Below are 10,883 nucleotides of genomic sequence, written 5' to 3'. Positions count from 1 at the left end.
ACAATGAGTACTGGGCGGATCTCAGGTGGGGAAGTAGTCATGATTCGTATTGCGCTCCGCTCCGCCCGGCGGCTGTTCCGCGATGCCATCGTGGATTGTCTGGACGCCCGTCCCGACTTCACCGTGGTCGGGAACGTGGCCGAGCTCTACGAGCTCCCGGTGCTCTGCGAGCTGTGCCGTCCGGACGTCGTCGTCATCGACGTGGGCACCGAGTTCGGCGCCGATCGGCAGTCGCTCTACCGGCTGCGGACCAGCGGGACGTCCGGAAAGCTGGTGGTCGTCTATGAGCAGTTGTCCCCGATCGAGCTGGCCGCGCTGCTGACGTTGGGCGTCGACACCCTGATGCCGTACACGGTCAGCCTGGACGGATTGGTCGCCGTCGTGCGTCAGCACGGGTTCGTCTACCGAGATCTGTCGGCACCGCCCGGCGCGGCCAACGGGCTGACCGAGCAGGAAAGGCAGATCGTCACCTTGCTCAGCGCCGGGCACACGGTCAGCCAGATCGCGCACCTGCTGGACGTCAGCGCCTCGGCGGTGGCGAACGCCAAGCGCCGCATCTACCGCAAGCTGGACGTGGTGAGCCAGTCCCAGGTGTCGGCCAGAGCGGCTGCGCTCGGCATCTTCGGTGTGCACAGCGCAGCGCTGCTGGACGCGGTTCGGGCGTCCTCGCCCGCGCCCCGGGGCGGCCTGCCGGTACTGACCTCGCGGGAACGCGACATCCTGCAGTCGATCGCGAACGGTCACACCGTGCGGCTGACCGCCCGCGGGCTCGGGATCGCCGAGAAGACGGTCGAGAACATCCAGTCCCGGCTGTTCCGCAAGCTCGGCGCCCACAACCGCTCCGGGGCACTGGCCGCCGCCCACGCCCTCGGCCTCCTCGAGCCCGTCTCCTCCAGCTGACCCCGCACCAGCGGTGGACAACGAGGCGACCTCGGATTAACCTACAACCAAATGGTTGTAGATGGAGTGACAGACGAGGCCGTGGACCAACTGTTCCACGCCCTGGCGGACACGACCCGCCGCGACATCGTCCGCCGGTGCGGCCGGGGCGAGGCGTCGGTGTCGCGTCTGGCCGAGGCGTACCCGATGAGCTTCGCCGCGGTGCAGAAGCACGTCGCGGTCCTGGAGCGGGCCGGCCTGATCACCAAGGAGCGCCGCGGCAGGGAGCAACTCGTGCGCACCGATCCCGAGGCCGTCGAACGAGCCCACCAGGCCCTCGACCAGCTCGCGACAACCTGGCGGGGGCGCGTGGACCGGATGTCCGAGCTCCTCGCGGAAGACGCCACTTCGCATGATTCAGCCGACAACGACCCGACGAGGAGATCCCACCCATGAGCATCACCAGTCTGGACAAGGACTTCGAGAACCTGACCCTCACCCTGATCGCCGACTTCGATGCCCCGGCCGAGCGGGTCTGGCAACTGTGGGCCGACCCGCGGCAGCTGGAGCGCTGGTGGGGACCGCCGACCTACCCGGCGACCTTCAAGGAGCACGACCTGACTCCCGGCGGCGACGTCACCTACTACATGACCAGCCCCGAGGGCGAGACGCATCACGGCTGGTGGCGGATCACTTCGGCCAACCCGCCGAAGTCCCTGGAGTTCAGCGACGGGTTCGCCGACCAGGACGGGAAGCCGATCGCGGAGATGCCGGTCAACACCATGCAGCTGAACCTCACCGAGCACGACGGCGGCACCCGGATGGAACTGCGCTCCGTCTACGACTCCAAAGAACAGATGGAACAACTGATCAGCATGGGCATGGAGGAGGGCCTCCGGCTCTCGGTCGGCCAGATGGACGCCCTGCTCGCGGACGACGGGGAGTGAGAACCAGGTGCGACAACTGACGGTGGACTTGTTCATCACCGTGGACGGCTGGGCCAGGGGCACCAACTCAGCCGCGTACTTCGGCTACGACGGTCCCGAGCTGCAGGCGTGGATCGACGAGCAGTCGGCCGACCCGCAGGTGATGCTGATGGGCAGCAACACCTACCGGGCCCTGGCCGAGATCGTCGCCGCCGGCGGTGATCCGTCGTTCGAACGGATGGACAAGCTCCCCAAGGTGGTGTTCTCGAAGTCATTGGATGGACCGCTGGCCTGGTCGAACACCACGCTGGTCAGCGAAGACGTCGCCACGGCCATCCCCACGATGAAGAACCAGCCCGGCGATCCCCTGCGGGTGATCGGCAGCCTCTCGTTGGTCCGCAGCCTGTTCCGCCTCGGCCTGGTCGACCGCCTGCGCCTGATGGTGTTCCCTCAGATCCTCGGCGAGACCGGCGTGGAACGCATCCTGCAGGACCTGCCCGACATCGACCTACGACTGGTCTCCACCCAGGTGCTCGACGACCGGCTGGTGCTGCTGGATTACCACGTCGAGTAGGCCGCGTCCTGCGTCACGGGCGGAGGACGCGGTAGCGCAGGTGCGTGACGTGCTGCCGGGGTTCCTTGATCTCCGGAGTGGTCAGGCTGCGGAGCAGCTCGAGCTCGATGTGCTCCGCAGGCAGGTTGTCGAACAGGCGTCGCCCCTGCCCGAGCAGGACCGGTACGACGTGTAGTTCCAGCTCATCGAGTTCCCCGGCCTGCAGCAGCGCCTGCGCCGCGCCGGCCCCGTGCACCATCACGTCGCCGTTCCCAGCGGCCGCGCGGGCCTGCGAGGCGCACTCGCTCGGATCGGTGACGAAGCGGACGCTGCCCGGCGGCGGCTCGTCGGGGACGTCGTGGGTCAGGATGAAGATCGGTACGCCGTCGTGGTGGTCGCCCTGCCAGTGGTTGGCCAGCTCGTAGGTGCGGCGGCCCGCGATGATGGCGCGGGTGGCCATCGCCTCGGCGTACACCTGGCCGCTCGGCCCCGGGTCGTCGCGCCGGTCGAGCCAGTTGAAGAGACGGAACCCGTCGATGCCGAGCGGGTTGTCCGCACTGTCCTGCGGCCCGGCGATGTAGCCGTCCAGCGAGATGGTCATGTACAGCCGGATCAGTGCCATCTGGTTCTCCTCGGGAGATAAGTCCGCTGGCACTGGATGCTAGGGGCCCAGACTTTCAGATCACTGTCATGCGGTTCTGGCGCTAGCGGAAGTCGCGGGAGGTGGTCTTGGCGGCCAGGGGGAGGCGCTGGAGTTTGTCGGCGATCAAGTTGGTGACGCCTTGGGAGCGTTCGAGGCCGAATCGGTCATCCTTCAATGAGGTCAAACTCGTTGCCCTCGGGGTCGGCAAGGGTGACCCAGTGCGCACCGTCGCGGACTTCGTTGAGCTTGGTGGCACCGAGGGCGAACAGGCGCTCCACCTCGGACGGGAAGTCCGCGGTGATGAGGTCGAAATGCATCCGGTTCTTCACGGTCTTTGGCTCGGGAACGCGACGGAAGCCGATCCTCGGCCCGCTTGCCGGGTCTGCGGGCTCGACCACGGCGCTGTAGGCGTCGGCGCCGTCGCCCACGGACCGGCTCAGAGCAGCGGCCCAGAAGCTTGCCGCGACTTTGGCGTCGGCGGCGTCGTAGCTGACGCCGAAAACTGTGCTGGACATGATCTGCGATCTCCTTGTCGTGTCTGCGGTTGTACTCGGCTCAGACAGCGGTACGGCCGCCGTCGACAGCCACGGTGGCGCCGGTGATGTACTTGGCGCGGGGCGTGCAAAGGAACGCGATGACGTCGGCGATCTCCGCAGGCTGCGCCCCACGGCCGAGCAGCGTTGTGGTGGCCAACTGGTCGATGCGCTCGGCATCGGTGCCGGCTGAGTACACCGGCCCTGCGGCGACCGCATTCACTCGGACGCCCGCCGGGCTGAACTCGGCGGCCCACGCCCGGGTGAGGGCGCTCTGCGCGGCCTTCGAGGCGCTGTACGCCGCCCCGCCGGCGAGGCCTACCGATCCCGCCATGCTGTCCATGCTGACGATGCTGCCGCTCCCACGCGCGGCCATCATCGGTCCGATCGCGGCAGTGAGCAGGTACGCGGAGCGGACGTTGCTGGCGAAGATCGCGTCGTAGGTCGCGACGTCCAACTCGGCAGTGGGACCGAACCATGAGCGCCCGGCGTTGTTGACCAAGATATCGACGTCCCCAGCATCCTCTGCCAAGCGCGTGATTTGCTCCGGGTCAGTGAGGTCTGCGCCGATGAACCGGGCAGACCCGCCGGCTGCGTCGATCTCCTTGACCACTTGGGCGCCGCGTCCAGCGTTGCGGCCGTGGACGAGTACATGGGCGCCTAGCGCGGCCAGGGCCACCGCTGTGGCCTTGCCGATGCCTGATGTCGCGCCGGTGACGAGCGCTGTCTTGCCATCGAGTTCCCTTATCAGAGTGCTGGTCATGATGAACTACCTCCAAGATCTGGGACCGTTGTCGAAATCCGGGTACACAGCCTGTTCAAACGTCAAGCAGGCCCACCGACATGCTGCGGTTCGTCGATGAAGTCGGCGAGCCTGCCGATCTGAGTGAGGAAGTCCTCGAGCGTCGCGGCCACCGGGTCGACGACGAGGCGGTCGACGCCGCTGCGTCGATACGCATCGATCTGCCCTCGGACGGAGCGAGCGCCACCGCTGATGGGTGTCATCATCGGCTCCTCGCCAGGATCGCCACCGACCTTCGCCCGGGCGCGCAGCGAAACCTGGAAGCCGTCTGGCGCACCTAAGCCGCGCAGTGCTTCGACCGCGGCCGCTGCCTCGTCCGGTGTCTGCTTCCACCCGTACCAACCATCGCCGAGCGCGGCCGCTCGCCGCAGCGCCGCCTCGCTTGTGCCGCCAAGCAAGATCGGAAGACGATGAGAGGGACGGGGTGCGAAGTAGGCATCCGAGAAACAGATCTCCGGCCCGGTGTGTCTCGGGCTCTGCTCGTCGAGCAGCGTCCGGACCACCTCGACGTACTCATAGGCGCGGATGCCTCGGGTGTGGAAGTCGCTGCGCAGGAACCGGTACTCCTCTTCGAGCCAGCCGACGGCAACGGCGAGGCTCAGTCGCCCGGCGGTGAGGTGATCCAGCGTCGCCGCCTGTTTGGCGACGAGGACCGGGTCCCTCTGCGGCAGTACGAGCACGCCGGTGCCAAGGCCGATGCGCTCGGTGTGCGCGGCCAGATACGCAAGCGTGGTCATCGACTCGAGCACACGCCCGAAGACGTCGACCGGGAGCGTGTTCGGCACCAAGACGTGATCGCTTACCCAGATGGACTCGTAGCCAAGCGCCTCGGCGGAGTCGGCGATGACGACCAGCGTCTTCTGGTCGGCGAGCGGCCCCATGTTGGGCATCGTCAAGGCAAGCTTCATGTGCGCAACTTCCTCGCTGCTGTAGCGCGTGCCGTGGCCGGCACCAGGTGGTATTCACGGCCGACCGGCCGACCCGGACCGCGCCGATGGCTCGAACGGTAGGCCTCGCCGCGGGAGCGAAGCGTATTCAACGTGCGCGACTTTGTACTCGTTGTGCACGGATGGCGCGAGCCAGCACGACCGCTAGCTCCCCATCGGCACCACAGACGCGGCCCCGGGCGGCCGCGGCTCCGTCGGCCCAGGTGTGAAACGCATCCCTGGCGCCAGTTCGCGCACGTCTGGCAAGGTTTTGTGCACGGTCGGAAAGCTCAGCGACTCGCGACCGGCGTAGCGTTGCGGACGCGCGCGCGGCAGGCGGAGGAAATTGGTGTCGGCATGGCTACCGATGACCGCATCCGGTGGCTACGCTCGAATGAGGCGGGTCTGCGTGGCCTGGTTACATAACCCGAGATGGCGAAGCCCCGGCGGCCGCGGTCGGCAGTCGCGGCACCGCGAAAGAGGGTGTGTTACGTGACGCTTGCGGTCGATGTCAGCGCCGTCCCGGCGGGTGACCGGGTCGAACTCATCCGCGAGATGATCTGGCACAACGTCGTCCGTGTCGACATCCAGCATCACTCAGAGCCTCAGGACATCCGTTTGGTCGGCGCGATTGCCGACGTCGGCCGAGTCACGGTCTGCTCGATCCGCACCAACGCAGTGACGGTGACGCGGACGCCGCGCCTTGCCAATGACGAGCTTGAGCCCTGCGTCTTCCTCGGCCTACAAGTCTCCGGTTCCAGCATGGTGGTCCAGCACGGGCGCCAAGCGCTTCTGCAGCAGGGCGAGTTCGCGATCTACGAGTCGACCAGTCCCTACACGTTGCTCAATGACGCAGGCCTGGACGTTCACTATTTCCGCATTCCCAGAAGCGACCTTGCGCTGCCGTCCAACGCCATCACCAAGGTCACGGCCGTCCGCCTCTCCAGGGAGAATGCTGTTGCGGATCTCGCTGCGACGTATTTCAAACGGCTTGCCGAGAACCATCAGAGGCTCGCCGGGCCGAACGCCGACTCAGTTGGTCAGCCCAGCATCGAACTGGTGCGCGCGGTCATCGCCACGCAGCTCGACGAGCCGCAGCTCGCTCGGGAACCGCTCGAGTCAACGCTGTACTTGCGGATCATGGAATACGTCCGTGCGCATCTTGCCGAACACGACCTCACCGCCGCCGAGATCGCTCGCCGCCATAACATTTCGGTCCGCCAGCTCTACACGATCCTTTCCAGGTCTGGCATAACGCTAGGCGAATGGCTGCGGGCCCACAGGCTCGAGGAATGCCGCAAGGATCTGGCCCGCCCCGGAGCGAGGTCGGTGAGCATCGCATACATCGCACATCGCTGGGGGTTCGTCAACGAGACCCACTTCAGCCGGGTCTTCAGGGAGACGTACGGGATGTCACCGCGTGACTGGCGAGAATTATGCCGGCGAAACCAAGCTCTATGAATGCCCTGGGACTCTGTCGGTGCGGTAGTGCATGACCTACGCCGGGCACAGAATGATCGGGCTATGCGGCGGGCGTTGAGGGCATAAGGTCGGCGTCATCAACCCAAGCGGTCGCAATCGCCTACGAGACCGGACTCGTCGTGAGGCGAGGGTCGTGGTAGCCCGGCTCGCCGGGCACTCGCCAACGCCGCACTCCCCGGGGTGCGCACATGTAGAGCACGACCTTACTCATAGGTCATCCGCTCCTTCGGGACGGCGCCAGAGCCGCTGTTGGGTTCTCCTAGGGTTTTGTTGCCGACACTAGATCCTAGGAATACGGACTTCCAGATCGCTTTCATGCGATGTCGGCGCGGCAATGGACCTCTCCGGCTCGTCCTTGTGCGGAGTGGGCGTGATCTGACGCTGGGCCCAACGAACGGCCTCTAGCGGAAGTCGCGGGAGGTGGTCTTGGCGGCCAGGGGGAGGCGTTGGAGTTTGTCGGCGATCAGGTTGGTGACCCCCTGGGAGCGTTCGAGGCGGCCGCGGATGATCATCGCGCTGGACTCGCGGGCGATCCGGCGGTAGCGGTTCCAGACGCCGCCCGAGCAGATCACGTTGATCATGCCGGTCTCGTCCTCCAGGTTGAGGAAGGTGACACCGGCCGCGGTGGCGGGGCGCTGGCGGTGGGTGACCACTCCCCCGACCAGGACCCGGGTGCCGTCCTCGGCACCGGCCAACTGGTCGGCCCGCAGGATGCCCTGGCTGTCCAGCTCGGCGCGAATATGCCGGATCGGATGGTCGTCCGTGGAGATCCCGGTGGCCCACAGGTCGGCCATCGTGGTCTCCATCCCGGTCATCCCAGGCAGCATCGGCGGCGCTCCCGCACTGCTCACACCGGACAGGTGACCCGGGCGTTCCTCGGCGGCACGGCCCGCGTTCCACAACGCCTGCCGCCGGGACAGTCCGAACCCGTCGAACGCCCCTGCCGTCGCCAGCGCTTCCACCTGTACTGCGGTCAGTCCCGTCCGGCGGACCAAGTCCGCCATGTCCGCATAAGCACCGTTCTTCTCCCGTTCCTCGATGATGGTGGTCGCCGCGGGCAGCCCGATCGACTTCACCTCCGCAAGCCCCAGCCGCACCACGAGCCGCCCGTCCCGGCGATGCAGATCGGAGTCGAAAGGCTGGGCCGGATCGAACTCCCCGACCTCCGGCTGCTCCTTGCACAGACAAGAGTCATTGCCCGTAGCAACCACATCCGCACCGTCCAGAGGCTCCAGCACCGCATGGATGCCGGACTTCAGCAGATCGGGACGGCGTACTTCGACTCCGTGCCGGCGGGCGTCGGCGACCAGCGACTGGGGTGAGTAGAACCCCATCGGCTGGGCCCGGAGCAACGCCGCCAGGAACGCCGCCGGGTAGTGCAGTCGCAGCCAGGTGCTGGCGTAGACGAGCAGCGCGAAGCTGATCGAGTGGGACTCGGCGAAGCCGAAGTTCGCGAACGCCTCGATCTTCTCGTAGATCTGGTCCGCCGTCTCACCGGTGATCCCGTTCGCCGCCATCCCGTCGTACAGCTTGAGCTTCAGCGACGAGATCTTCTCCACGCCGCGTTTGGAGCCCATCGCGCGGCGGAGCAGGTCCGCGTCCTCGCCGGTGCAGCCGCCGACCTTCATCGCGATCTGCATCAGCTGCTCCTGGAACAGCGGCACGCCGAGGGTGCGTTGCAGTACCGGTTCCAGCGCGGGGTGGAGGTAGGTGACCGGCTCCTCCCCCAGCTTGCGGCGGATGAACGGGTGCACCGCGCCACCCTGGATCGGGCCGGGCCGGATCAGCGCGATCTCGATCGCCAGGTCGTAGAAGCTGCGTGGCCGCAACCTCGGCAGGGTGCTCATCTGGGCCCGGCTCTCCACCTGGAACACGCCGACCGAGTCCGCCTTGCAGAGCTGGTCGTAGACGCCGGGCTCCTCCTTCGGGATCGCGTCCAGGGTCCAGCTCTCGCCGAGGTGCTCGCGGACCAGGTCCATCCCGTACTGCAGCGCGGCCAGCATGCCGAGCCCGAGCAGGTCGAACTTCACCAGCCCCATCCAGGCGCAGTCGTCCTTGTCCCACTGCAGCACCGTCCGGTTCTCCATCCGGGCGTGCTCGACCGGGACCACGTGACCGACCGGGATGTCGGTCAGCACCATGCCGCCGGAGTGGATGCCCAGGTGCCGGGGGAACTTCAGCAACTCCTCGGCCAGCTTCACCACCGGCGCCGGGATGTCGTGGTCGACACTGCTGCGGACCGCGCCCCACGCGTCGACCTGTTTGGACCACGCGTCCTGCTGCCCGGTGCTGAAGCCGAGCGCCTTGGCCATGTCCCGTACTGCGAGCTTCGGCCGATAGGTGATCACATTGGCCACCTGGGCCGCGTTGCGCCGGCCGTACTTGCCATAGACCCACTGGATCACCTCCTCGCGCCGGTCGGAGTCGAAGTCCACGTCGATGTCAGGCTCCTCGTCCCGGGCCGAGGACAGGAAACGCTCGAACGGCAGGTTGAAGAAGACCGGATCGATCGCGGTGATCTCGAGCGCGTAGCAGACCACCGAGTTCGCCGCCGAGCCCCGGCCCTGGTAGAGGATCCCCTTGCGTTTGGCGAACATGACGATGTCGCGCACGATCAGGAAGTAACCCGGGAACTTGAGGGCCTCGATCACCTCCAACTCCCGCTCGACCCGCGCCTTCGCCTCGGCCATCAGCTCCGTCGGCTTGTCCGAGTAGCGCTTCTTCACCCCGTCGCGGCAGAGCTTCTTCAGCCAGCTCATCGGGGTGAACCCGGGCGGCACCTCCTGGTGCGGCAGGCTCGGCTTGGCCGCGCGAAGGCTGAACGCCAGTTGGTCCGCGAGCTCCACCGTGCGCGCGACGGCACCGTCGTACCGGTGGAACCTGGCGAGCATCTCCTCACCGGACCGCAGATGCGCGGTGCCGGCGGGTGGCAGCCAGCCGTCCATCGCGTCCAGACTGCGCCGGGCCCGTACTGCGGCGACCGCGGCGGCCAGCTTGTGCCGCCGGGGCTGCGCGTAGTGAACGTTGTTCGTGGCAACGACCGGCAGCCCCGCGTCGGCAGCCAGCCGGGCCAGTACTGCGTTCCGGGTGGTGTCCGTGGGCAGACCGTGATCGATCAGCTCCACGACGACCCGGTCCTGGCCGAACAAGGCGGTCAACCGGTCCAGCTCACGCGCCGCGGCCGCCGGTCCGTCCGCCTGACCACCTAGCTCGAGCGCACGCCGTACCAGGCCTTTGCGGCAACCGGTCATGATCAGCCAGCTGTCCTCGCCGATGGCGGCAAGCTCCTCCAGGTCGTAGATCGGGCGGCCCTTCTCCTGACCGCGCAACTGCGCCTCGGTGATCGCCCCGGCCAGCCGGTGGTACCCCTGCTGTCCCTCGGCCAGCACCAGCAGGTGGCTGCCCTCGGGATCGGCCATCCCGTTCTGCGGTTTGGTCAGCTCCAGCGAGAGCTCGGCACCGAACACGGTGTGCAGGTCCTTGTACTCCTCCGCGGCCTCGGCCATCCGGACCACGCCGTAGAACCCGTCGTGATCGGTCAGCGCGAGCGCGTGCAGCCCGAGCCGGACCGACTCCTCCACCAGTTGCTCCGGCGAGGACGCGCCGTCGAGAAAGCTGTAGTACGAGTGGCAGTGCAGCTCGGCATACGGCACCACCGGACCGTCCGGCCGGCGCGGTTTGTCGACCGGGTCCGGATCGTACGGCGGCCGGTGTCGCGACCAGGCAGGACCGTCACCACCATCGGCGTCCAGCAGTTCGTCAGCCGGAGCCGGCGGCCGCGACCGATCCGACAACTTCCGCTCCAACTCCGACCAGGGAATCGGCGGGTTGTTGTATCCCATCAGCCGCTCCGCTCAGTCATAGCTTGCCTCGACCCACCAGTGGCCGTTGCGGACGGCGAAGAGCCAGGCGCGGCCGTCGGCACCGACGAGCTGGAAGCGGGCCAGCCTGTTCTCCGCGTCCTCGTCCCACCAGCGCTCCTCCACCGCCCAGGGACCGGCCCAGGCGGTGACCGGGTGCAGCTTGTTGCTATCGGCAACTTGCGGGCCGGGCTCTGACGTCGGCTCGAACCGGAAGGCGGCGGGCTCGCCGGACAGGATGCCCCGGGCGCTCACCGAGACCTGACGGCCGTCCGCCGC

The 10,883-nt window shown here is 67.4% G+C and carries 10 protein-coding genes and 1 pseudogene; 5 read left to right on the top strand and 6 right to left on the bottom strand.

Annotation, left to right across the window (positions count from 1 at the left end; genetic code table 11):
* Positions 1 to 39: 39 nt before the first annotated feature.
* From VFG33_RS22245 to VFG33_RS22230, 4 genes are read left to right on the top strand one after another with little or no spacing between them, the layout of a single operon-like run.
* Positions 40 to 900, top strand: coding sequence for a response regulator transcription factor (locus VFG33_RS22245; RefSeq protein ID WP_325054850.1), 861 nt, complete (start codon positions 40 to 42; stop codon positions 898 to 900).
* 51 nt (positions 901 to 951) lie between these two features.
* On the top strand, positions 952 to 1,335 hold the full coding sequence (locus tag VFG33_RS22240; RefSeq protein ID WP_325054849.1) for an ArsR/SmtB family transcription factor: 384 nt from the start codon (positions 952 to 954) through the stop codon (positions 1,333 to 1,335).
* Positions 1,332 to 1,826 carry an SRPBCC family protein gene (locus tag VFG33_RS22235; protein ID WP_325054848.1) on the top strand — a complete coding sequence of 165 codons (495 nt, stop codon included), beginning with the start codon at positions 1,332 to 1,334 and terminating at the stop codon, positions 1,824 to 1,826. The genes VFG33_RS22240 and VFG33_RS22235 overlap by 4 nt, the downstream gene beginning before the upstream one ends.
* Before the next feature lie 7 nt (positions 1,827 to 1,833).
* On the top strand, positions 1,834 to 2,379 hold the full coding sequence (locus VFG33_RS22230) for a dihydrofolate reductase family protein (protein ID WP_325054847.1): 546 nt from the start codon (positions 1,834 to 1,836) through the stop codon (positions 2,377 to 2,379).
* 13 nt (positions 2,380 to 2,392) lie between these two features.
* Here VFG33_RS22230 and VFG33_RS22225 read toward each other — a convergent pair whose 3' ends face one another.
* The 4 genes from VFG33_RS22225 to VFG33_RS22210 all read right to left on the bottom strand — a co-directional run bounded on the left by VFG33_RS22225 (position 2,393) and on the right by VFG33_RS22210 (position 5,244).
* The gene (locus VFG33_RS22225; protein WP_325054846.1) at positions 2,393 to 2,980 is read right to left on the bottom strand and encodes a dihydrofolate reductase family protein; all 588 of its coding nucleotides are present in this window, start codon (positions 2,978 to 2,980) and stop codon (positions 2,393 to 2,395) included.
* A 185-nt stretch (positions 2,981 to 3,165) separates the two neighbouring features.
* Positions 3,166 to 3,516: a VOC family protein gene (locus VFG33_RS22220; protein WP_325054845.1), complete on the bottom strand. Its 351-nt coding sequence runs from the start codon at positions 3,514 to 3,516 to the stop codon at positions 3,166 to 3,168.
* Positions 3,517 to 3,556: 40 nt separating this feature from the next.
* Positions 3,557 to 4,297 carry an SDR family NAD(P)-dependent oxidoreductase gene (locus VFG33_RS22215; RefSeq protein WP_325054844.1) on the bottom strand — a complete coding sequence of 247 codons (741 nt, stop codon included), beginning with the start codon at positions 4,295 to 4,297 and terminating at the stop codon, positions 3,557 to 3,559.
* Positions 4,298 to 4,359: 62 nt separating this feature from the next.
* Positions 4,360 to 5,244, bottom strand: coding sequence for a TIGR03619 family F420-dependent LLM class oxidoreductase (locus tag VFG33_RS22210; protein ID WP_325054843.1), 885 nt, complete (start codon positions 5,242 to 5,244; stop codon positions 4,360 to 4,362).
* Positions 5,245 to 5,754: 510 nt separating this feature from the next.
* Here VFG33_RS22210 and VFG33_RS22205 point away from each other — a divergent pair.
* Positions 5,755 to 6,723 carry a helix-turn-helix domain-containing protein gene (locus VFG33_RS22205; protein ID WP_325054842.1) on the top strand — a complete coding sequence of 323 codons (969 nt, stop codon included), beginning with the start codon at positions 5,755 to 5,757 and terminating at the stop codon, positions 6,721 to 6,723.
* A 422-nt stretch (positions 6,724 to 7,145) separates the two neighbouring features.
* Here VFG33_RS22205 and VFG33_RS22200 read toward each other — a convergent pair whose 3' ends face one another.
* Together VFG33_RS22200 and VFG33_RS22195 are read right to left on the bottom strand one after the other, a co-directional pair.
* Entirely contained in the window at positions 7,146 to 10,586 is a 3,441-nt protein-coding gene (locus VFG33_RS22200; protein ID WP_325054841.1) for an error-prone DNA polymerase, read from the bottom strand.
* A 12-nt stretch (positions 10,587 to 10,598) separates the two neighbouring features.
* Positions 10,599 to 10,883, bottom strand: a pseudogene (locus tag VFG33_RS22195) (DNA polymerase Y family protein); the annotation flags it as partial.

It is taken from the genome of Kribbella sp. (assembly GCF_035687465.1).
Taxonomy (GTDB): Bacteria; Actinomycetota; Actinomycetes; order Propionibacteriales; family Kribbellaceae; genus Kribbella.
This window is presented reverse-complemented; position numbering and strand designations above follow the sequence as displayed.

Bases quoted from the DNA above. Each gene is read 5' to 3' on its own strand.
- VFG33_RS22225 (WP_325054846.1), bottom strand. From the start codon at position 2,980: ATGGCACTGATCCGGCTGTACATGACCATCTCGCTGGACGGCTACATC.
- VFG33_RS22240 (WP_325054849.1), top strand. From the start codon at position 952: ATGGTTGTAGATGGAGTGACAGACGAGGCCGTGGACCAACTGTTCCAC.
- VFG33_RS22210 (WP_325054843.1), bottom strand. From the start codon at position 5,244: ATGAAGCTTGCCTTGACGATGCCCAACATGGGGCCGCTCGCCGACCAG.
- VFG33_RS22235 (WP_325054848.1), top strand. From the start codon at position 1,332: ATGAGCATCACCAGTCTGGACAAGGACTTCGAGAACCTGACCCTCACC.
- VFG33_RS22245 (WP_325054850.1), top strand. From the start codon at position 40: ATGATTCGTATTGCGCTCCGCTCCGCCCGGCGGCTGTTCCGCGATGCC.
- VFG33_RS22200 (WP_325054841.1), bottom strand. From the start codon at position 10,586: ATGGGATACAACAACCCGCCGATTCCCTGGTCGGAGTTGGAGCGGAAG.
- VFG33_RS22215 (WP_325054844.1), bottom strand. From the start codon at position 4,297: ATGACCAGCACTCTGATAAGGGAACTCGATGGCAAGACAGCGCTCGTC.
- VFG33_RS22220 (WP_325054845.1), bottom strand. From the start codon at position 3,516: ATGTCCAGCACAGTTTTCGGCGTCAGCTACGACGCCGCCGACGCCAAA.